Source organism: Streptomyces sp. NPDC032198 (assembly GCF_040636975.1).
Classification (GTDB): domain Bacteria; phylum Actinomycetota; class Actinomycetes; order Streptomycetales; family Streptomycetaceae; genus Streptomyces.
Genome location: NZ_JBEZVL010000008.1, coordinates 45,223 through 64,488, shown reverse-complemented (window position 1 = coordinate 64,488; position 19,266 = coordinate 45,223). Strand labels below are relative to the sequence as shown.

Annotated in this window: 20 protein-coding genes and 1 pseudogene; 12 read left to right on the top strand and 9 right to left on the bottom strand. The window is 70.5% G+C overall.

Annotated features, from left to right (window positions below; genetic code table 11):
- Window positions 1–68 precede the first annotated feature (68 nt).
- Window positions 69–899 (top strand): helix-turn-helix transcriptional regulator, encoded by an 831-nt coding sequence (locus AB0E78_RS21880; RefSeq protein ID WP_361834868.1) that lies wholly within the window; start codon window positions 69–71, stop codon window positions 897–899.
- 285 nt (window positions 900–1,184) lie between these two features.
- On the top strand, window positions 1,185–1,655 hold the full coding sequence (locus AB0E78_RS21875; RefSeq protein WP_361834865.1) for a DUF6417 family protein: 471 nt from the start codon (window positions 1,185–1,187) through the stop codon (window positions 1,653–1,655).
- A gap of 12 nt (window positions 1,656–1,667) precedes the next feature.
- Here the strand turns inward: AB0E78_RS21875 and AB0E78_RS21870 are convergent, their stop codons facing one another.
- Complete coding sequence (locus AB0E78_RS21870) at window positions 1,668–2,201, bottom strand: GNAT family N-acetyltransferase (protein ID WP_361834863.1); 534 nt, start codon at window positions 2,199–2,201, stop codon at window positions 1,668–1,670.
- A gap of 142 nt (window positions 2,202–2,343) precedes the next feature.
- Here AB0E78_RS21870 and AB0E78_RS21865 point away from each other — a divergent pair, with 142 nt between their 5' ends.
- Window positions 2,344–2,946 (top strand): HutD family protein, encoded by a 603-nt coding sequence (locus AB0E78_RS21865; protein ID WP_361834860.1) that lies wholly within the window; start codon window positions 2,344–2,346, stop codon window positions 2,944–2,946.
- A gap of 36 nt (window positions 2,947–2,982) precedes the next feature.
- On the opposite strand, the gene AB0E78_RS21860 is transcribed toward AB0E78_RS21865, so the two are convergent.
- The gene (locus AB0E78_RS21860) at window positions 2,983–3,186 is read right to left on the bottom strand and encodes a hypothetical protein (RefSeq protein ID WP_361834857.1); all 204 of its coding nucleotides are present in this window, start codon (window positions 3,184–3,186) and stop codon (window positions 2,983–2,985) included.
- A gap of 160 nt (window positions 3,187–3,346) precedes the next feature.
- Here AB0E78_RS21860 and AB0E78_RS21855 point away from each other — a divergent pair, with 160 nt between their 5' ends.
- Together AB0E78_RS21855 and AB0E78_RS21850 are read left to right on the top strand one after the other, a co-directional pair.
- Window positions 3,347–3,844 (top strand): MarR family winged helix-turn-helix transcriptional regulator, encoded by a 498-nt coding sequence (locus AB0E78_RS21855; protein ID WP_361834854.1) that lies wholly within the window; start codon window positions 3,347–3,349, stop codon window positions 3,842–3,844.
- A 152-nt stretch (window positions 3,845–3,996) separates the two neighbouring features.
- Window positions 3,997–6,150, top strand: coding sequence for an MMPL family transporter (locus AB0E78_RS21850; protein ID WP_361834851.1), 2,154 nt, complete (start codon window positions 3,997–3,999; stop codon window positions 6,148–6,150).
- Window positions 6,151–6,189: 39 nt separating this feature from the next.
- On the opposite strand, the gene AB0E78_RS21845 is transcribed toward AB0E78_RS21850, so the two are convergent.
- From AB0E78_RS21845 to AB0E78_RS21830, 4 genes and pseudogenes are all read right to left on the bottom strand, one after another.
- Complete coding sequence (locus AB0E78_RS21845) at window positions 6,190–7,326, bottom strand: LCP family protein (protein WP_361834847.1); 1,137 nt, start codon at window positions 7,324–7,326, stop codon at window positions 6,190–6,192.
- Between the two features lie 58 nt (window positions 7,327–7,384).
- The gene (locus AB0E78_RS21840; RefSeq protein ID WP_361834845.1) at window positions 7,385–7,894 is read right to left on the bottom strand and encodes a transglycosylase SLT domain-containing protein; all 510 of its coding nucleotides are present in this window, start codon (window positions 7,892–7,894) and stop codon (window positions 7,385–7,387) included.
- 375 nt (window positions 7,895–8,269) lie between these two features.
- Window positions 8,270–8,509 (bottom strand): annotated as a pseudogene (locus AB0E78_RS21835) (helix-turn-helix domain-containing protein); the annotation flags it as partial.
- 218 nt (window positions 8,510–8,727) lie between these two features.
- The gene (locus tag AB0E78_RS21830; protein WP_361834842.1) at window positions 8,728–9,468 is read right to left on the bottom strand and encodes an SDR family oxidoreductase; all 741 of its coding nucleotides are present in this window, start codon (window positions 9,466–9,468) and stop codon (window positions 8,728–8,730) included.
- 105 nt (window positions 9,469–9,573) lie between these two features.
- Between AB0E78_RS21830 and AB0E78_RS21825 the strand changes: the two genes are divergently transcribed.
- The gene (locus tag AB0E78_RS21825; RefSeq protein WP_361834840.1) at window positions 9,574–10,065 is read left to right on the top strand and encodes an Rrf2 family transcriptional regulator; all 492 of its coding nucleotides are present in this window, start codon (window positions 9,574–9,576) and stop codon (window positions 10,063–10,065) included.
- A 97-nt stretch (window positions 10,066–10,162) separates the two neighbouring features.
- Here the strand turns inward: AB0E78_RS21825 and AB0E78_RS21820 are convergent, their stop codons facing one another.
- Entirely contained in the window at window positions 10,163–11,305 is a 1,143-nt protein-coding gene (locus tag AB0E78_RS21820) for a hypothetical protein (protein ID WP_361834837.1), read from the bottom strand.
- Between the two features lie 474 nt (window positions 11,306–11,779).
- Here AB0E78_RS21820 and AB0E78_RS21815 point away from each other — a divergent pair, with 474 nt between their 5' ends.
- A complete protein-coding gene (locus AB0E78_RS21815; RefSeq protein ID WP_361834834.1) occupies window positions 11,780–12,412 on the top strand; it encodes a hypothetical protein in 633 nt (210 codons plus the stop codon).
- 249 nt (window positions 12,413–12,661) lie between these two features.
- Here AB0E78_RS21815 and AB0E78_RS21810 read toward each other — a convergent pair whose 3' ends face one another.
- Window positions 12,662–13,114 carry an SRPBCC family protein gene (locus AB0E78_RS21810; RefSeq protein ID WP_361834831.1) on the bottom strand — a complete coding sequence of 151 codons (453 nt, stop codon included), beginning with the start codon at window positions 13,112–13,114 and terminating at the stop codon, window positions 12,662–12,664.
- A 113-nt stretch (window positions 13,115–13,227) separates the two neighbouring features.
- Here AB0E78_RS21810 and AB0E78_RS21805 point away from each other — a divergent pair, with 113 nt between their 5' ends.
- From AB0E78_RS21805 to AB0E78_RS21785, 5 genes are all read left to right on the top strand, one after another.
- Entirely contained in the window at window positions 13,228–13,845 is a 618-nt protein-coding gene (locus tag AB0E78_RS21805; protein WP_361834829.1) for a hypothetical protein, read from the top strand.
- A gap of 38 nt (window positions 13,846–13,883) precedes the next feature.
- On the top strand, window positions 13,884–14,930 hold the full coding sequence (locus AB0E78_RS21800) for a hypothetical protein (RefSeq protein ID WP_361834826.1): 1,047 nt from the start codon (window positions 13,884–13,886) through the stop codon (window positions 14,928–14,930).
- A gap of 118 nt (window positions 14,931–15,048) precedes the next feature.
- Window positions 15,049–17,175, top strand: a complete 2,127-nt coding sequence (locus tag AB0E78_RS21795; RefSeq protein ID WP_361834824.1) for a tetratricopeptide repeat protein — start codon at window positions 15,049–15,051, stop codon at window positions 17,173–17,175.
- Window positions 17,176–17,275: 100 nt separating this feature from the next.
- The gene (locus tag AB0E78_RS21790) at window positions 17,276–17,467 is read left to right on the top strand and encodes a hypothetical protein (protein WP_361834822.1); all 192 of its coding nucleotides are present in this window, start codon (window positions 17,276–17,278) and stop codon (window positions 17,465–17,467) included.
- A 260-nt stretch (window positions 17,468–17,727) separates the two neighbouring features.
- Complete coding sequence (locus AB0E78_RS21785) at window positions 17,728–18,375, top strand: GntR family transcriptional regulator (protein WP_361834819.1); 648 nt, start codon at window positions 17,728–17,730, stop codon at window positions 18,373–18,375.
- A 14-nt stretch (window positions 18,376–18,389) separates the two neighbouring features.
- Here the strand turns inward: AB0E78_RS21785 and AB0E78_RS21780 are convergent, their stop codons facing one another.
- Window positions 18,390–19,193: a carbon-nitrogen hydrolase family protein gene (locus AB0E78_RS21780; protein ID WP_361834816.1), complete on the bottom strand. Its 804-nt coding sequence runs from the start codon at window positions 19,191–19,193 to the stop codon at window positions 18,390–18,392.
- Window positions 19,194–19,266: the final 73 nt, after the last annotated feature.

Below are 19,266 nucleotides of genomic sequence, written 5' to 3'. Positions count from 1 at the left end.
GAGAGGCGGCGTTCTCCTGGGTGCGGCGCACCCAGGAAGCGTGGCGGACCGCGACCTAGCATGGGGGCATGGCACGCACAGAGCTCGGCGCCTACCTCACCGCACGGCGCGCCCTCGTCACCCCTGCCGAGGCGAACCTCACCGTCACGGGATACCGCCGGGTGCCGGGGCTGCGGCGCGAGGAGGTGGCCATCCTCGCGGGGGTCAGCGCCGACTACTACGTACGCCTGGAGCAGGGCCGGGAGCGGGCGCCCTCCGGGCAGGTGCTCGATGCCCTGGCCACCGCCCTGCGACTGGACGAGGACGGCCGGCTGCACCTGTTCCGCCTCGCCGGCATCGGTCCGCGCGTCAGGGCCGCCGCCGTGGCGGACCGGGTCGAGCCGAGCCTGCTTTCCCTCATGGACGCCTGGCCGCACAACCCGGCCGTCGTCTACAACCGCGCGTACGACGTCCTCGCCTCCAACACCATCGCCGACGCGCTCTTCCACGGCTGGGCGCACTCGCGCAACCTCATGCACGTCGTGTTCACCGACCCCGCCGCCCGCGCCTTCTACCGCGACTGGCACGGTGTCGCGCGCAACTCCGTGGCCGGTTTCCGGCTCGGCCACGGCGCGGCGCCGGATGATCCGCGGGTGCGTCAGGTGCTCGGCGAACTTCTGGAGCAGAGCCCGGAGTTCACTGAACTGTGGGCCCGCCACGACGCCCGGGGCAAGGCCTTGGAGCGCAAGGACTTCGAGCATCGCGACGTAGGGCCGCTGACGTTGACCATGCAGACCTTCGACGTGCGCGCGGTGCCGGGCCAGGAACTCGTCGTCTACCACGCGGAGGCCGGCTCCCCCAGCAGCGAGGCGCTCGCGCTCCTCGGCTCGCTGGCCGCGACGGCACGCCGGGAGTCCTGAGCCGCACCACCGAGCCCGGCCCGATCGCCCGTTCGACCGTTCCGTACCCCACGCCGCCTTGGGAGGGAGACCCTCCCAACAACGCCCCCTAGGGCCGGGATGCACGCTAGCGTCGCGGCAACGCACTGTTCGGCGGGAGGGGCAGGTATGCGGCGCTCGGCTGGACATTTCGCGCTGCTGCAACGGGTGGCTGACGTGCAGCGCACCACCGACGGGTGGGCCACTGCAGGGCCCGGACTCGATGAACGCACCACAGGCCCCCTGGTGAAATGGGGACTGGCTCGGGTGGCACCTCGCGAGGAACAGTCGGAGCTCTCCGCGAAGGCGGGCCGACCGGTCCCGTGGGCGGTGCAGCTGACGGCCGACGGGTGGGACACACTCCTCTACGCGCAGGTACGGGCCACTCCCCCGCCCGCAGAGGAACCGGCTCCGGGGCTGCAGCAAGTGGGCCTGCGGCGCTCGGAGTTGGACGCCGTGAGGCGGTTCCTCGATCTGAGCGGGCAACTGCGCCAGGGGCCCGCGTCCGGACTGCGGTCGGCGGTGGAGGCGGCGCGCTTCAACGCCGCCTCCAACAGGTGGGTCGTCTATGTGAGCGGCGAGCAGATGCAGTCGATGGCACGCGCGTTCTTCCTCGAGCGCCTCAGCGGATCAACGGGCCCCGCCAACCGTTTCGCCCGCGTCTACGGCGTGCGCCATACGCCCTCTCCCGGCCTCCGTGTCCCTGATCCGGAGCGGGGCGAGGTCGGCTGGGCGTGACGTTCGAGACCGTCACGTGGTGGTGGCTCGTGGCTCGTCGTCGACGAAGCCGAGTCGGCGGTTCATGCCGATGGCCGCCGCGTTGTCGGGGTGGTGGAAGGTCCGGAGCCAGTGCACGCCGTGCGAGCGTGCGAAGCCGATGGCCAGCAGTTTCATGGCCAGCGAGATCCCCTTGCCCCGGTGGCCGGCCAGCAGCCCGGTCATCTCGCTGAAGGCATGGCCTTCGGGCCGGATCGACGTGGTCGCCATGCCGATCCACGACCCGCCCTCCAGGGCCAGAACGACGCCGTGCGGGTCATAAATCGGAGTCTCGATGCGCTGGGCCACGTACTCGTCGAACGTGTAGAACACACCCCGCCCCGGGATGTCCGCGGAGCACGTCTTGTTCAAGTCGTACAGCGCACGCCGGTGTTCGGCCGTGTCGCCGACTGCCGCCATCGTCGTGAACTCGATGCCGCTCTGCCGGCAGCTTCGGAGGCACGGCTCGAACCGGGCATCGTCGAACGCATCGAGGTCGAGCTTGAGCCGAACCCACTCAACGGCCATGAAGGCACCTCCAGGATCACCGGCCTGCACACGTTCTCGAACCCTATCGATCAAGGGCACGTCGCAGCCCAGCGGGGCGAACCCGCGGCTGGTCGGCGCGTAGGCTGACCCCGGATTCAGCAGAGGAAGGAGGCGGCGTCGGATGGGTGACGATGTTCTGCGCTGGAGCGCATACCGCAGCATGCCGTGGAAGAACGGCGGCGGCATGACCCGGGAGGTCGCGTCGGGCACCGTACAAGCGCCTCCGGCCTCGGCGGGGCCCGCGGACGGCTACGACTGGCGGGTGAGCGTCGCGGATGTGGACGCGGGAGGATCCTTCTCCTCCTTTCCCGGGATCGACCGCGTGATCACCCTGGTCGAGGGCGACGGCATGGTGCTGACCGTGGACGGGACCCCGCAACGGGTGGAGCCGCTGAACCCCTTCGCCTTCTCCGGTGACGCGGTGACGGACTGCCGTCTTGAGTCCGGAGCGGTGCGCGACATGAATGTGATGACCCGCAGGGGCCGCGCGACCGGCCAGGTCCAGATGGTCACCGTCGCCGCCGCACAGGGTGCGGAGTTGACGTGCGCCGCGGGTGAGACCCTGCTCGTCATGGCCACCTCCGAGGGCGTCACCGTCGGCGGGCCGGGCGGGCGGGAGACCGTGCTCGGCCGTCTCGACTGCGTACGTCACGAAGGCCCGGCGGCCCTGTCCCTGCGGGGCGACGGCACGGTGGCCGAGATCAGGATCACTGCGGCTCGGTGAGAGGGAGCCGGCCCGCGCCGTCGGCCGGCTCGGGCATCACCCGCGATCGCCGTGTGCCTGTCCTTCGGTGAGGCGCAGCGTTTCGATGCCGTCCCAGCCGCGTGCGGCGAGCCTTTCGCGCAGCGCCAGTTCGGAGGCGGCGCGGATGTGCAGATACTGGGGAGGGCCGCGGCACTGTGTGGTCAGGGCCATGGCCAGCTCGCCCTCGTGCTCACCCAGGACCTCTCCGAAGAGACACACGCCCTCGTCGGCGGTGGTGGCCCGAGTGGTCGCCGAAACGCTGCTGCCGCGCTGACGGCGAGCAGTCGTTCCACGGACTATGCCGGCAGGTTACTCCCGTCAGGGGGGCGGCCGACAGGGCACAGCACGGGCTCCGCCCCAGGATCTATAGGCTGCACCCGTGGTCAGTACAGAGGGTTCAGCGTCAGGCGGCGGTTCGGCATCGGAGCAGGTGCCGACGGATCTGCAGTCGTTCGCGGTGCAGCTGCGGCGCATGAACGGTGAGCTCAACCGGCTCATCCATGGTTTCGCCGCCGGCCACGATCTGCACGCGACGGACGTCCAGGCCCTCGCGGCGATCCTGGACGCCAGTGAACCGCTCACTCCGGGGCGGCTGCGAGACCATCTGGGGCTGACGTCGGGCGCCGTCACCGCATGCCTGGACCGTCTTGAACGGGCCGGACACATCCGCCGGTCGCGGGACAGCGCGGACCGGCGGGTCGTCCATCTGCACTACGCCCCGGGGGCCAAGGCGGCTGCGCGCACCTTCTTCCGGCCGCTGGCCGAGGCGACGCAGAACGCTCGCGTGCGGTTCAGCGAGGACGAACTCGCCGTAGTGGTGCGCTTCTTGGGCGCGATGAACGAGGAACTCTCCGAGCTGCGCGGCCGTCAGCGCTGAGCGCTCCGCCGGACATGCCGCGCTGGGCTGTCGTGCGCCCGCGGCAGGGTGGTTCGGCTCCTGTGGTGTACCCGCCTGGCATCCCTGCCGGACGAGATGCTTCAATCATTGAGATTCTTTCTCGTTGAAGCATCACGTGCACAAGGAGACCCATGTCCACAGGTACGCGCCTGGCACGCTGGCTGGTGCCCGTCGTCCTGCTCGTCGCCTGGCTCGGCATCGGCGGGACGCTCGGGCCCTACGCCGGAAAGCTCGGGGAGGTCGCCACGAACGACCAGTCCGCGTTCCTGCCGCAGAACGCCGAGTCCACGCAAGTCATCGACGCCCAGCGGACGTTCCACCAGGAGGAGACCCTTCCCGCGATCGTCGTCTGGACCGCGGACGGAGCCGCTCGGGGCGATGGGATCGACAAGGCTCAGCAGGCCGGTGCCACCCGGGCGCTCGCCTCCCTGAAGGGCGCCTCAGGCCTCGCCGGGCCGGCGTCCCCGGCCGTCCTGTCCAAGGACGGCCAAGCGCTGCAAGGGGTCGTGCCCCTGCGGCCCGACCTCGGCGAGGACCTGGAAGCCACCCTGGAGCAGGTCAGGAAGGCGGCGGACCAGGTACCCGGGGCGGAGGTCCGGGTGGCCGGGCCCGCAGCCAGTCAGGCCGACCTGTCCGACGCCTTCGGGGGCATCGACGGCCTCCTGCTCGGGGTCGCCCTGATCACCGTCCTGGTGATCCTGCTGCTCGTCTACCGCAGCCTGCTGCTCCCGCTGGTGATCATCCTGGGGGCCGTCTTCGCCCTGGGACTCGCCTGCGGGATCGTCTACGTGCTCGCCGACCACGACGTCGTCCGGGTCGACGGGCAGGTCCAGGGCATCCTCTCCATCCTGGTCATCGGCGCCGCGACCGACTACGCGCTGCTGCTGACCGCGCGCTTCCGCGAGGAACTGGCCGTCAGCCGCGACAGAACCGCCGCCATGCGCTCGGCGCTGAGGCGGTCGCTCGGCCCCATCGTCGCGAGCGGGGCGACCGTCGCACTCGGCCTGCTCGCCCTGCTGTTGAGCGACCTCACCAACAACCGCGCGCTCGGGCCCGTCGGGGCCATCGGCATCGCCTGCGCCGTGCTCAGCACGCTGACCTTCCTGCCCGCGGCCCTGGTCCTGCTCGGACGTGTGGCCTACTGGCCCGCCAAGCCGAAGTCGGCCTCGGAGAAGTCCGCGGGCCAGGGCGTGTGGACGCGGATCGCCTCGCTCGTCGACCGGGCACCGCGCAAGGTGTGGGCCTGCACCCTCGTCGGTCTGCTCGTCTGCACCGCCTTCGCCCCCACGCTGCAGTCCAAGGGCGTGCCCCTGGACGAGATCTTCGTCAATGACGCGCCCTCGGTGGCCGCGCAGAAGACACTCGCCAAGCACTTCCCCGGCGGCTCGGGCAATCCGGCCGTCGTGATCGCGGATGCGGACAGGGTCGAACAGGTCACGGCGGCGGCCGAACGCACCGAAGGGGTGTCATCGGCCGCCGCCGTGACCGCGTCCGGTAGGCCGGGCACGGGACAGCAGGAAGCTGCGAAGCAGGGGGTCGACAAGCAGGACGCCGCCGCAGACGTACTCGTCGTCGACGGCCGCGTACGCATCGACGCGACCTTGGAGGACGCCGCCGACAGCGACGCGGCGAAGGACACGGTGGCGCGGCTGCGTGCTGCTGTCCACGCGGTGAACGGTGCCGACGGACTCGTCGGGGGTTACACCGCGCAGCAGTACGACACCCAGCAGACCGCCGAGGACGACCGGCTGCTCATCGTCCCGGTGGTCCTCGCGATCATCCTCGTCGTCCTGATCGGACTGCTGCGGTCGCTGCTCATGCCGGTCCTGCTGGTGGCGACGGTGGCACTCAACTTCCTTGCCACGCTGGGTGTTTCGGCCCTCGTCTTCCAGCACGTCCTGGGATTCAGCGGCACCGACTCCTCCGTACCGCTCTACGGATTCGTCTTCCTGGTGGCTCTCGGCGTGGACTACAACATCTTCCTGATGTCCCGGGTCCGCGAGGAATCACTGCGCCACGGGGCGCGCGAGGGGGTGCTGCGCGGTCTGACCGCGACCGGCGGCGTCATCACATCGGCCGGCGTCGTGCTCGCCGCCACCTTCGCGGCCCTCGGCATCATCCCGCTGGCCTTCCTCGTCCAGATCGCGTTCATCGTCGCCTTCGGCGTCCTGCTGGACACCCTGGTCGTACGGTCGCTCCTGGTGCCGGCCCTGGTCCGCGACATCGGGCCGACGGCGTGGTGGCCGGGAGCCCTCAGCCGCACGGGGCGCGACGGGGTGCGGTGACCCGGGCCGGCCCGGCGTGCGGCGAGGAGCTCGGGCGGGTCAGGTGCCCGCGGAGACCGGCGAGTCGGTCCGGTCGCCCACCGAGTCCTGCGTCGCGGACTTCGGGATGGGCCGGTCGTGCCGCAGGGCGCTCCACACCCGGTGCGAGGCCTTCTCCAGCGGCAGGACCCGTCCCGCGTCCTGGGCGTCGTAGGTGACCGGCATGGTGACCATGTTGGTGCGGTCGGGACTGATGCCCTTCAGCTCCTTGGCCAGGCCGAGGAGCTTGTCCGCGGACGCCAGCTCGGAGTCGGCGCTGATGGTCTTGGTCGCGGTGTCCGCCAGGTCGTAGGACTTGGCGGGGCTGCCCAGCGGATCGACCGTGTCGGCACGGTGGATCAGGGCCTTGATGAACGCCTGCTGGAGCTGGATGCGGCCCAGGTCACTTCCGTCACCCACGCCGTGCCGGGTGCGGACGAGCTGCAGTGCCTGCTTGCCCTTGAGCGTGTGCTTGCCCGCGCTCAGAGCGAGACCGCTGTTGGGGTCGTGGATCGCCTTGCGGGTGGTGATGTCCACACCGCCGAGCTCGTCGATGAGCTTCTGGAATCCCTTGAAGTCGACCTCGAGGTAGTGGTCCATGCGGACGCCCGACATCTTCTCGACCGTCTTCACCGTGCATGCCGGTCCGCCCACCTGGTAGGACGAGTTGAACATGGCCTGCTGCGCGCCGGCCGCCTCGCCGCCGTGCGGCTTCGCGCACTGGGGCCGCTCGACCATCGTGTCGCGCGGGATGCTGACGACCGAAGCCTTCTTGTGGGTCTTGTCGACGTGCAGGACCATCGCCGTGTCGGCGCGGGCTCCGCTGATGCCGCTGCCGTAGTGGCCGTGCGTTCCCGCCCGGGAGTCGGACCCGAGCAGGAGGATGTTCATCGAACCGTCCTTCTGCTCGCCGGGCCGGTCCTTTCCGAGGGCAGCGTTCATGTCCGTGCCCTGGATGTTGCCGTTGAGGTGCTGCCAGGCGTAGGCGGCACCTCCTCCGCCGATCAGGACTGCTCCCAGCGCGCCCCACGCGACGTACCGCAGGGCCTTCCTCTTCGGCTTGCGCCGGGAGCCCCGTACCCGCGGGGGCCCGTAGCCGGGCACTGCGGGGCCTTCGGCCGCGTGCGCCTGCTGCTCGTTGCTGCTCTCGTGCGGCATGCGCTGCCCTTCTCTTCGACCGGTGGCTGGTGGCTCAGTGGGTTGGACGACCGATGGCTCAGTAGGCGGAGTCGACGTTGTCGATCGAGCCGTACTTGTCGGCGGCGTAGTTGGCGGCCGCGGTGATGTTGGCGACCGGGTCGGTCAGGTTATTGGGGGTGCCCGCGACGTGGTACGCCTCGAAGGTGGGCTGGATGACCTGGAGCAGACCCTTGGACGGCGTGCCGTTCTGCGCGTTCACGTCCCAGCCGTTCTGGGCGTTCGGGTTACCGGCGGACTCACGCATGATGTTGCGGTGCAAGCCCTCGTAGGAGCCGGGGATGCCCTTGGACTTCATGATGTCCAGGGACTCGCGGATCCACCCGTCGAGGTTGTTGCCGTAGTCCTTGCCGGCCGCGGCGGCCTTGGTGACCTGCTTGCTCGCGGCGGCCGGCTCGGCGGCGTGGGCCTGCGAGGGGACCAGCGTGAGGGCGGCGGCAGCGGCACCTGCGGTGGCGATACCGGCGACGGAGATCTTGCGCAGTCGGATGGTGCGGCCGGGCTTGGTCTGCGTCTGAGTAATGGCCATGCGGGGGTAACTCTCCAATGCGAAGTGTGTTGAGGGGCTCGGTCGAAGCGGGCGGTTTCACCCGATGCGGTCCGGTTGCCCCGGAACTTCAGCAAGGGTTAGCGGTGGCCGGAGCTGGGCGCAATCATGTGACGTACTACCCCGCTACGCAGGACGCCCTGGTCAGGCGCCTCGCAAGTGACCCACGGCCCTCCGGCGGCGCCCCGAAGGGTCTACTACCGTCGTTAGCATGTGACGTGGCTCCTATGGGTGGGCTCACAGCCTGAGCGGTGTTTGGCCGGAACGTGGAGCGTGGAATCGGCATCCCCTGGGTAGTCGACCGGGCTCGGCACCGGTGCCCGCCGCTGCCGACGGCTTTCTCTACAAAGGCGCAGGTCAGGCGGCCTTGCCCAGGCGGCTCGGGGTGAAGCGGGACGAGGGCACGCCGAAGGCGCGGGTGAAGGCGGCGGTGAATGCCGTAGGAGAGGCGTAGCCGACGCGTCGGCTGACCTCGCTGACCGAGGCGGTGCGCAGGAGCGGGACGGCGGCGAGCAGGCGGGGCCGGCCCCGCCGGACCGCGGGGCTCCCACCGGTCTCGGAGCGGAACCACCGGGTGAAGGCACGCTCGCTCACGGCCAGGGCAGTCCCCGCGATGCGGCGGGCCGGGCACAGCATGCAGGTGACGACCGCCCTGGCCCACCCCCTCATGCTTGCCATCGCGCTCCCCGCCACCGCGGCGTCCCTGGCGGTGGCGGGGGTCCGATGGGGCTGATGGCCTGACCTGGCCGGGCGTGCGCCTGGAGGCGGCCACCGAGGCGGGGCACCGGTGGCCGCCCGATCCGCCTGTCGGCTGCCTATCGGTTGGCGGCGAACCAGTCCTCGTAGTGGGTGGGGGCCACGCGGGCGCCGGGACCCGCGATCAGCACGTCACCTTCGACGGCCGCGAACATGCCCGCTGTGTCGTCGGTGACGACGGTGCGGGGGTCCTTGCGGGCCGACAGCGTCAGGCGGCCCAGCTCGTCGAGCGGGAAGACATCGGGGCCGGCGACGTCGAGCGTGCCGTTGAGGGGCTCGGCGGTGGCGACGTCGGCGAGGGCCTTGACCACCTCGGCGCTCGCGATGGGCTGGATGGGCGTGGCGGGCAGCCGGACGGTCCGGTCGTCGGCGGTCCAGGTCATGACCGCGTCCATGAACTCGAAGAACTGCGTGGCGCGCACGATCGAGTACGGGGTGGGTCCCTGCCGCAGCAGGTCCTCCTGGAGGGCCTTCGCGCGGTAGTAGTCCAGCTGCGGCACCTGGTCGACTCCGACGATGGAGAGGGTGACCTGATGGCGGACGCCCGCGCGCTCCCCCGCTGCCAGCAGGTGCCCCACGGAGGTGCGGAAGAAGTCCAGGGAGGCTTCGTCGAACGTGGGTGAGTTCGTCACGTTGACGACCGTGTCCGCACCCTTGAGCGCCTCGTCGAGGCCCGCGCCGGTGAGCAGGTCGACTCCGGTGGACAGCGACGAGGCGACCACCTCGTGTCCTGCCTCGCGCAGCCTGGAGACGAGCTGCGAACCGATCAGTCCGGTACCGCCGATGACCGTGATGTTCATGATCGTGCCCTTCCGTGAGCCGAGCGCCCTGCCGGCACAAACTCGGATATCCGATGTCCGAGATATTACTCGGATACGCTGTGTCCGAGTCAACTGGGAGGGCACATGAAACTGTCCGGCGGCGTGGAATGGGCACTGCACTGCTGCGTGGTGCTGACCGCGGCAACCGAGCCGGTCCCGGCTGCGCGACTGGCGCAGCTGCACGACGTCTCGCCCAGCTATCTGGCCAAGCAGATGCAAGCCCTCTCACGGGCCGACCTGGTGAAATCCATTCAGGGCAAGACGGGTGGCTACGTCCTGACCAGGTCGGCCGGTGACATCACGGTCCTGGACGTGGTGCAGGCCGTCGACGGCGCGAGCCCGGCCTTCACCTGCACCGAGATCCGCCGGCGAGGCCCCTTCGGCACACCGCCCGAGGACTGCACCGAGCCGTGCCCCATCGCCCGCGCGATGAGCGCGGCCGATGCCGCCTGGCGAGCCTCCCTCCAGGCTGTCTCCATCGCCGATCTGGTCGGCTCCGTGGAAGAGAACAGCGGACCCGAGGCCCTGCCGACCATCGGGGTGTGGCTCAACGCGGCCAATGGCTCCGACGGCTGACAGATACAGCTGACAGACAGCTGACAGACACAGAGGTGCTCGCGCTCCTCGGCTTTCACCGAGGAGCGCGAGCACCTCGTGCACAACTCGCGTGCGTCTAGAGACGCGCGCTGGCGTTCCGGTTGGCCGCGGCCCTCAGGCCGGCGACCGTGAGCGCCACGACCAGCAGTGAGGCCAGCGTGGCGATCACCGCCGACAGGGTCGGGAGCGGCGCCGACACCCCGTCGGGCCGCAGCACATAGGCGAGCGTGGTGGAGTTGAACCGGTCGTCCACAAGGTGGGCGACGGTCAGCCCACCCGCGATCAAGGTGCTCGCCACGGCCACCACCGGTGACCCGCTCAGACAGAGCGCCACGCCCACCAGGGCGCAGAGGACGGAGACGCAGAGCGCGGCGGAGAGACCGAGGGCGGAAGCCTCCGACCAGTTCATCGGGAAATGAGCCGCCGCGCAGAGCAGCAGCAGTACGCCTGCCACGCGACGCAGCCACACCAGGGACGTCCTGCCCTGCGCCTCTGCGGCCTCCGCTTTCTGCGAGTCCTTCGTGGCCTCGGCAGTCGGAGCGGGCGGCGGGTGGGCCGCATCGGCTGCGGGTGCGAGCGGAGCGGCCGAGGCCGAAGCACCGGGGCCGACCTCGGAGTTGTCGGCGTCCCGGTGTTCCCTGAGGCTGCCGATCAGCTGCATCAGATCCTCGACGGACCTGGTCGTGCCCGCGGCGTGCACCGCCTCGGCACTGCTGTGCGGATCGTGCGGAGGACGGGACAGAAGGTGGACGAGACGGCTCACCTCCGGCACGGGCCGTTCCTCGGCGGCGTGCCGGATGGCCTCGTCCATGTGCTCGGCCGGGTGTTCCGGCGGGCCGAGCAGTTCCACCAGCCGGGTGACGTCGTCGACGGATCGGGCCACGGCGGCCAGACGGAGCACAGAGGCGGCAGTTGTCACGCCGTCAGGCGACTGCTCCAGGAGAGTGACGAGGTCGACGACGTCGTCCAGCGGCCTGGACACCACCGCGACGCGTATGAGCTCTTCCACGGCGTCCTCGTCGGGGCCGGGCGCTGCCTGCGCCGGGGGTCCGCCGTCGGTTTCGGGCGCCTCTTGCGGGGGGCCGTCGGCGGCGGCGTGCGCGGCCGGTTCCGGCTGCGCGTCCTCCGTGTCGTGGTCGACGGCCTGCGGCCACGGGGCGGGCTGGTGGGCAGGCGGGGCGCCGAGCTGCGCGGTGCCCCAGTGAACCGACGTCGACACCAAAGGGTCGCCGGTCCCGGACGTGTCCCCAGCGGCAGAGAATGACTCAGCGGCCATTTTCGCTTCTCCATTTCAGCGGGACGTCCTCGTCCCGCGCGTGATCGTGTCTCCCGTTCTATGCAGGCTTCATTCGCCCCGCCACTGGAAGAGTCGCCGAGAGAGTCGCCGACACCCGTTCCCCGGCAGATGATCGATCGATCCCGGCCCGGCCACGGGGAGCAGGCCGCGCCACCTCCCGCGTCACCCCGTACGCCGAGGAACGCCACCGGCGCACGCACCGACGCGTACGCCGAGGCGGGGGGGCAGACGTCCCCCAGCAGGCGCGAGGGGTATCTGCCGTTACGGCGCAATGTGCTGCGTGAGAGCGGATCACCCCCACCCACGGGCAAGCTCCAAATCCCAACAGATCGAGGAGAGTTGACCTGCTCGGGCGAACCGCGCCTGCCCGTGAGCAGCCGTGGGTAGGATGATCGAATGAGTAATCGGGGGAGCACAATCAAGATCACAGCCGTACTGACGCTGTCGGCACTCGCGCTGACCGGCTTCACGACGGGCCGAGGCCACGGCGGTGGCAGTCGCCACAGCAGCGGTGGCGGCGGAGGCGGCTGCAGCAGTTCGAGCCAGAACCACGACAGTTCGTCGTCCAGCAGCTCCGGTTCGTCCGGCTCGTCCGGATCTTCGGGATCTTCCGGGTCGACGACCTCAGGTTCTGGTTACGACGACGATGACGATGCGTACGGCAGCAGCGGAGACAGCAGCACCAGCGGCGGCTCCTACAACCGGCGGCCGACCCACCGCTCCACCCCCTCCAGCTCCCCCGGCGGCGAGCAGCTGGAGAGCGCACAGGCCGAGTTGGTGCGCTGCGCGACCAAGACGGCCCCGTACGCGACGGTCAAGGTCACGAACGGCAACCGGAAGGCAGCGCGCTTCTGGGTGTCGGTCACCTTCGAGGACGCGAACGGCATCACCGTCATCGAGGAGAGCGAGAAGGTGAAGGTGCCCGGGAAGGGCAAGGCGACCACACGGATCGAGATCAGTGGTGAGGGCCTGGCCGACTCGGTCGCTCACTGTGATGTCGACCCACAGGCCGTCCCCGTCTCCGGCTGAGCCCGCCCGCTTCGACGTGACCGACAGGTCACCAAACTGATCCCGTTCGGCGCCTTCGTCCGGGTCGGCGACGAGATCTGCGTGGTCGTCACGGAAGTCGACCGGGAACGACGCAGGCTGGCCCTGTCGCGGCGGCAGGCGTTGCTCCCGGGTACGGAACCGGCCTGCCCGTATCTGACAGGCCTCGTCGCGCAAGTCCCGTACGCGGAGAGTCAGTTCGGGAGATGGTTCTGGTCACCGCAGGGGCTTCTAGCGCAGCGCCGGTGCGGAGGGGGAGTTCTCGACGGTGTCGGCGAGCCGGGAGAGCATGCTGCGGTGACGTAGCTGGAGGAGCACGTCGAGTGCGGCGTTGTGCAGGGCGGCGCCGGGGCCGCGCAGGGGGTGCTCGTCGACGATGACCAGTGTCTCGCGGCCCCAGGGCCGTACCTCGATGGCGATGCGGGCGGTGCCCAGCCTTCCGCTGTCCGCCTCCAGCTCGATCCGGCGGGGCGGATCGATGTCGCGGACGGTTGTTCTGCCGGTACCGGTCCACGGCCCCAGACGGACGGTGTACTCGATCGAGGAACCCAGCTCCGGCCAGTCACTCCCGGCCTCACGCGACGAGTCCGGGCCCACCACCCAGTCGCCGTACCGGGCCCCGTCGGCCAGCACGGCCCATACCTCCGCGGGCGGCCTTCTGATCAGCCGGTGACGTACTGCCATGACGGCTCCCTGCGCTACGTGGGGTGGGACGTTCCTGAACCGGTGTGCCCACCCTAGGGCGGTCCATTCCTGGCCGCCTTCTCACCGGCGGGCGCACCTGGAAGGCTGTGGCCATGGATTCCTCGCCGGAGACCGGGCCCGGCCGCCATCACGACGCCGGGCGCTGGCTGGTCCAGTTCAGCGACCGCGTGCTGGTGGTCTGCCGGTCGTGCGGCGGCCGTGCGGTCGTGCTGCCCCGGCCCGGGATCGCCGCACCCCGGTACGTCAGCGAGCTGATGTTCCAGCCACGCCGTGTGGCCTGCGGCAGGTGCGGGGCCGTGGCCGACTGGGAGCCGGAGGTGCGGGGCGCCGGGCTGGTCGGTGTGGCGCCGGGCGGCAGCGAGGACCCGTTCTTCCGGCGGCCGCTCTGGCTGCAGACCCGCTGCGTGGGCCGGATCCTGTGGGCCTACAACGCAGAGCACGTCGACGAACTGGCCGCCTATGTCGGTGCCGGGTTGCGCGAGCGTGGCGGGTACCGGCCGACGATGGCCATGTTCGCGCGGCTTCCCGCCTGGATGAAGGGGTCGGACCATCGCGCCGGCGTCCTGGCCGGTCTGCGGACACTGCGGGCGCTGGCCGACCGGTCGGCGCCCGCCGACCGGTCCGATGCCGCGCATGAGCGGGGTGACCGTCCCCGAGCGCGCAGCAGCATGTACTTCAGAGGCGGCCCCTACGAGACTCGGTCACCGTGAGCCGGTCGCGCCGCTGACCCCCTCGGTACTCTCTCGGGATGTCCGAGAATCCCTTTGTCCCCCATGACTTCGTCGCTCCCACGCGCCTTGCGGCCGACGGCTTCCGCCTGGAGCCTCTCGGGCCGCAGCACAATGACGCCGACCACGCCGCCTGGACGTCGAGCATCGAGCACATCCGTGCCACCCCCGGCTTCCTGGAACGGAGTTGGCCGCCTCCCGCGGGAATGAGCCTGGCCGACAACCTGCGCGACCTGGAGAGCCATGCGCACGACTTCCAGGCGCGCACCGGCTTCACGTACACGGTTCTCGACGACGCCGGCCGGGTGATCGGCTGCGTCTACATTTATCCGTCGCACGCGGACGCGGGCGTGACGGAGGTGCGCTCGTGGGTGTGCGCGGACCGCGCCGAGCTGGACGGCCCGCTGCACCGGGCCGTGGCCGCCTGGCTGGCGTCCGACTGGCCGTTCGAGAAGCTTCGCTACCGGTCGCGCGTAGCCGGTCGAGGAGTGCGGCGGCGGTCCCACGCAGTCTGGACAGAAGGGATCGAGTGCTATGCACTGAGTGGGACGCGGGAGGGGGCATCCAGGGTGTTGACGGAATCGTTGACTGTGCTGGCTGCGGCCGGTGGTTCAGCAGTTGCGACAGCGGCGGGGACCGACGCTTGGGCGGGACTGCGCAGACGGGTCGCCGCACTCTTCGGTCGAGGCGATCAGCGCGCCACGGAGACGGCCATGGAACGGCTGGACCGTGCCGCGACCGAACTGGAGAACGCGCCGGAATCTCAGGGGGCAGAGGTTCGCACCCGGATGGACACCGTGTGGCGTACGCGGTTCGAGGACTTGCTGGAGAGCATGGACGAACCCGAGCGCGCCGAAGGCGCCGAGCAACTGCGTGAGCTCGTGCAGATGGTGCAGAGGGTTGCCGGGCAGGACAGCGACGCCCGGAAGACTGTGATCACCGGTGCCGGTGCCATGGTCGGCGAGCACGTCGACATCCATGCCGACCAGGGCTCCTTCGCCGCCGGTGCGGCCAACATCAGTGGGTCGGTGACCTTGGGCGCCACCCCTCCACGGCCGGGTACGTAATGCTCCTGAACGTACCCGGCACTACACGGGCCCGACCGAGGCCGCGCGGGAAGATGCGGCCGCCACCCGGTCATTGACCGTACGGTCCAGCCACGGTGGCGTAGCCATCGGCACGCTGTTGCAGGGCAGAGAGCCCGAGTCGGCCGTGCTCACCTTGGCGCCGCCGCTGGGTCTGCTGGATCCGGCTCTGCCGCTGCGGGGCCGTGACGCTGCCCTGCGGGAGCTGACGGGGCTCCTCGACACGGAGTCGGACGGTTCTCTGCACGTCGTACACGGAATGGGCGGTTGCGGAAAGACCTCGCTGGCGCTGGAACTGGCCCGCTCCGCGGTGGAAAGAGCGGTGCGGGTCTGGTGGGTGGACGCCCGGCAGACGGCTTCGCTGGAGGCCGGGCTGCGCGCGGTCGCACGGCAGGCGGGCGCCACCGAGGTCGACCTGCGTTCGGGCATAGCGGCCGACGCACTGTGGCACTGCCTGCCGACTCTGGACCAGCCGTGGCTCCTTGTGGTGGACAACGCCGACGACCCCGTCGAACTGAATGGCGCCGGGCACCTGTCCGCAGGAACCGGCTGGATCCGGCGGCACACCGCGCCGCACGGCCATGTCGTGGTCACCACTCGCGACGGCACGCGTGCCACGTGGGGGCCCACCGCTGTTCTCCACCCCTTGGACACCTTGAGCGACGCGGACGGCGCACACGTACTGCTCGATCACACCGGGGGCCGGGCGGGCGGCGCCGCGGAGGCGGAGAATCTGGCGCACCGTCTCGGTGGCCTTCCGCTGGCCCTGACCATGGCCGGCTCGTACCTCTCCCGCACCACGGAGATCCCGGCGGCCTTTCGCGACGCGCAGACGTTCACCACGTTCACGGCGTACCGAGACGCCCTGGAGGGCGGGTTGGGTCTCGTCAACGCCGAGCAGGCCATCGCTCAGACCTGGCGCTTCTCCCTGGACCTGCTGAGAAGGCAGGGGCAGCCGCTGGCCCAGCCCCTGCTGGACCTGCTGGCCACGTTCGCCGACGCGCCCCTGCCCTATACGTTGCTCCTGCATCCCCCGTCCCTGGCCGCGACGGAAGCGTTTCCCGGCCTTGACGGTCCCGGCTTGTGGGAGCTGCTGCAGGCGCTGTCGGGCGTCGGGCTCATCCGACTGCTCACGGCGCCGGAGCCCGGTTCCGGTCCTCCACTGGCCCGGCTCCATCCGTTGATCCGCGACACGAGCCGTGCACGCGTCGATCTCCCCACGGCCGTCGCGCTGATGCACCGCGTGGCGCTCGACGACGCCACCGGAGTGCCCGAGGACGTCGCACACTGGCCCACGTGGCAGGTCCTGCTCCCGCATGCGCTGCACCTGTCACACCGCATCGCCGCCACGCACCTGCCGACCGGCGTGGTCGAGGACGCGTTGCGGTGTGCGCAGCTCGCGGTCCGCTATCTCAGCGCCCGCACGTTGTACGAGCCGGCCCACGAGGAGAGCATCCATATCCTCGCCGTTTTTCGGAACGCACTGGGCGACAGGCACCCCGACTCACTGCACACCCGGCATCACCTCGCCCACTTGCTGCACGGCCAGGGCAGACTGGATGAGGCGCGTGCGGAGTTCGAAGCGGTCCTGGCCGACAAGCGTGCCTTGATGGGCGAGGGCGATCCCTCCACGCTGGCCACACGGCACGAGTTGGGGCGGCTGCTGCACGACTGCGGTGAGCTGGACATCGCACGCACGGAGCTCCAGGAGGTGCTGGCCGCCGAGGAGCGGGTCCTCGGCCCCGACAACCGGTACACCTTGAACACCCGTCATGTGCTCGCCCGCGTGCTGTACGACCTGGGCGACGCGCTCGTGGCCAGACGCGAGTTCGAGGCCATTCTCGATGTCCGGCGGCAGACGCTGGGGGACGACCACCGCTCCACGCTGACCACTCGCTACAACCTCGCTCACATCATGTACGACCTGGGCGAACTGGGCGCGGCGCGGGCCGAACTGGAGGACGTGTACGCCGCTCAGCGGCGCCTTCTGGGCGACGAGCACCGAGCCACCTTGAACACCCGGTACGCCCTGGCCTGCGTACGGCGTGAGCAAGGAGAACCGGCATGGGCGCGCCGGGAGTACGAGGAGATCATCGGCGTGCAGCAACGCGTGCTGGGGAAGAAGCATCCCGACACCCTGGCCACTGCCCACAGTCTCGGCCGACGGACCGAAGGGGCGGGTACGGTGCCCATGACGGGCTGGCGACGCGGCACGCGCTGGGCTTGACCCGGCCACTGTGTTGAACCCGGTTTACGCCGTCGGCATCCTCGGCAGGCGCAAGCCGACCGACGTCCGCAGACAGGACAGGAAGGGAGTCCGGGCAGCCATGACAGAGCCGATGACCGCCATAAAGTCCGACGTGGTCGACCTCGAAGGGGTGTCTCTGGAGGCGTTGTTGTCCCTCGACGGCGACACGCTGGCCGAGCCGATGGCCCGCCTGCTGCGGCAGATCGACGACCCCCGGCACTACTTCGCCGACTACAACCCGAGCACGTCGACGGGCGAAGCTCCCGGGTGACGGCAGCGTGCGCCCCGCGCGGGCGAGCTCCCCTCTCACCCAGCGGGACGCACTCCCTCGACGGGCACCCAGGGGTGCGGGAGCCCCTGTTCAGGACGGCGCCCGGAGGGCATTCGGTGCCCTCTCGTGCGGCGTTCCCAGCCTTGCCGGACTGAACCACGCCGAGTGGCCCAGATGTGGCCGTTCTACGGCGTGGCGTTCCTCCGGTCCGGGCGAGGCCGGGATGCGGGGCCTCGTGGTAACTTCCGTATACACGGTGTATGCGATCTCTGGGGGTAGTAGTGGCATCGGGTCGGGAGAAGGCGTACGCGTACCTCAAGGAGACGGTCCTGACGGACCCTGCGATGCAGGGCGAGTTCCTCTCCGAGCAGGACATCGCCGATCGCATCGGCGTCTCGCGCACTCCGATCCGCGAAGCCCTCCTCCTGCTGGCCGCCGAGGATCTGGTCGATCTCGTGCCCAAGCGCGGTGCGCGGGTGGCGCCGCTGTCGGGGCGTCAGATCACCGAGCTGATGCAGCTGCGCGGGATCGTCGAGCGGTACGCGGCGCAGCACGTCATCGGCTCGGGCCGGGCTCCGGTACGGGAGTTGGGCGCGTGCCTGGAGCGGCAGCGCGCGCTGAGCGGCCCCGACCAGGCCAAGGAGTTCATCGACGTGGACCACCTCTTCCACTCCTCGCTCGTGTCGGCCGTGGGCAACACGCTCCTGGACCGGCATTACGAGGGGCTGCGCAGCCGCCAGGTGCGGGCCGGTGTCGTGGCCCTCTACAACCAGCAGGGCCGCCAGGAAGCCGTGCTCGACGAGCACCGGGCGATCGTGGACGCGATCACGGCCGGTGACACGGAGGCTGCCTGCGCCGCGATCGACAGCCACCTGGAGTCGACGCTGAAGGTACTGCTGGCCGGATAGGCGGGGCCTGGCGCTCAGCGCTTCTCCCCCAGCCTGCGGTTGGCCAGTACCGGGATGTTCTTGCGGACCGCCGCGACCTCGTCGGCGTCCACCTCGACCACCGTCAGTTCGGGCTCGGCCCCCAGACGGCGGCGTACGGTCCCGTCGGGGCCGACGAGCATGCTGTGCCCCACACCGGTGGGCGCCGTGCCACCGGCCGCCACTCCCCCGGCGGCCGGGTCGGCCTGGTCGACGGCCGCGATCCACAGCGTGGCGTCCAGGGCGCGGGCCCGCACGAGCAGCTCCCACTGGTCGACCTTGCCGGGGCCCGCGCCCCAGGAGGCCGACAGGAGGGTCGCGGTGGCACCCGCGTCGGCGTGGGCCCGGAACAGCTCCGGGAAGCGCACGTCGTAGCACGTGGCCAGGCCCAGTCGTACGCCGTCCACGTCGATGGTGACGACCCGCGATCCGGCGGCCACGGTGTCGGACTCGGCGTAGCCGAACGCGTCGTAGAGGTGGATCTTGTCGTACGTCGCTTCGACGCCGCGCCCCGTGGCCAGCAGGGTGTTGGTCACCCGGCCGCCGGGAGCCGGGGTGAACATGCCCGCCACGACCGTGATGCCCGCAGCCTCGGCGATGGCGCGCACCGCGGTGGCCCAGGGGCCGTCCAGGGGTTCGGCGAGAGACGCCAGAGGGGTGCCGAAGCAGGCCATCGACGCCTCGGGGAACACGACGATGTCCGCGCCGGCGTCCGCCGCGCGTGCGGTCCAGTCCTCGATGAGGGCGAGGTTCTCGGCCGGATCGGGTCCGGTGGTGAGCTGGCTCAGTGCGATGCGCACGGTGGGCTGCCTTTCGGTTTCGGGAGGACGTCAGGGGCTGACTTGGTGGGTCACGGTACGCGGGCGGCGGGGG

Excerpts from the sequence above, each read along its gene's own strand:
- AB0E78_RS21845 (WP_361834847.1), bottom strand. The coding sequence starts at position 7,326 with ATGCCGCACGAGAGCAGCAACGAGCAGCAGGCGCACGCGGCCGAAGGC.
- AB0E78_RS21825 (WP_361834840.1), top strand. The coding sequence starts at position 9,574 with ATGAAACTGTCCGGCGGCGTGGAATGGGCACTGCACTGCTGCGTGGTG.
- AB0E78_RS21815 (WP_361834834.1), top strand. The coding sequence starts at position 11,780 with ATGAGTAATCGGGGGAGCACAATCAAGATCACAGCCGTACTGACGCTG.
- AB0E78_RS21805 (WP_361834829.1), top strand. The coding sequence starts at position 13,228 with ATGGATTCCTCGCCGGAGACCGGGCCCGGCCGCCATCACGACGCCGGG.
- AB0E78_RS21850 (WP_361834851.1), top strand. The coding sequence starts at position 3,997 with ATGTCCACAGGTACGCGCCTGGCACGCTGGCTGGTGCCCGTCGTCCTG.
- AB0E78_RS21880 (WP_361834868.1), top strand. The coding sequence starts at position 69 with ATGGCACGCACAGAGCTCGGCGCCTACCTCACCGCACGGCGCGCCCTC.
- AB0E78_RS21870 (WP_361834863.1), bottom strand. The coding sequence starts at position 2,201 with ATGGCCGTTGAGTGGGTTCGGCTCAAGCTCGACCTCGATGCGTTCGAC.
- AB0E78_RS21810 (WP_361834831.1), bottom strand. The coding sequence starts at position 13,114 with ATGGCAGTACGTCACCGGCTGATCAGAAGGCCGCCCGCGGAGGTATGG.
- AB0E78_RS21800 (WP_361834826.1), top strand. The coding sequence starts at position 13,884 with ATGTCCGAGAATCCCTTTGTCCCCCATGACTTCGTCGCTCCCACGCGC.
- AB0E78_RS21790 (WP_361834822.1), top strand. The coding sequence starts at position 17,276 with ATGACAGAGCCGATGACCGCCATAAAGTCCGACGTGGTCGACCTCGAA.
- AB0E78_RS21785 (WP_361834819.1), top strand. The coding sequence starts at position 17,728 with ATGCGATCTCTGGGGGTAGTAGTGGCATCGGGTCGGGAGAAGGCGTAC.
- AB0E78_RS21830 (WP_361834842.1), bottom strand. The coding sequence starts at position 9,468 with ATGAACATCACGGTCATCGGCGGTACCGGACTGATCGGTTCGCAGCTC.
- AB0E78_RS21840 (WP_361834845.1), bottom strand. The coding sequence starts at position 7,894 with ATGGCCATTACTCAGACGCAGACCAAGCCCGGCCGCACCATCCGACTG.
- AB0E78_RS21865 (WP_361834860.1), top strand. The coding sequence starts at position 2,344 with ATGGGTGACGATGTTCTGCGCTGGAGCGCATACCGCAGCATGCCGTGG.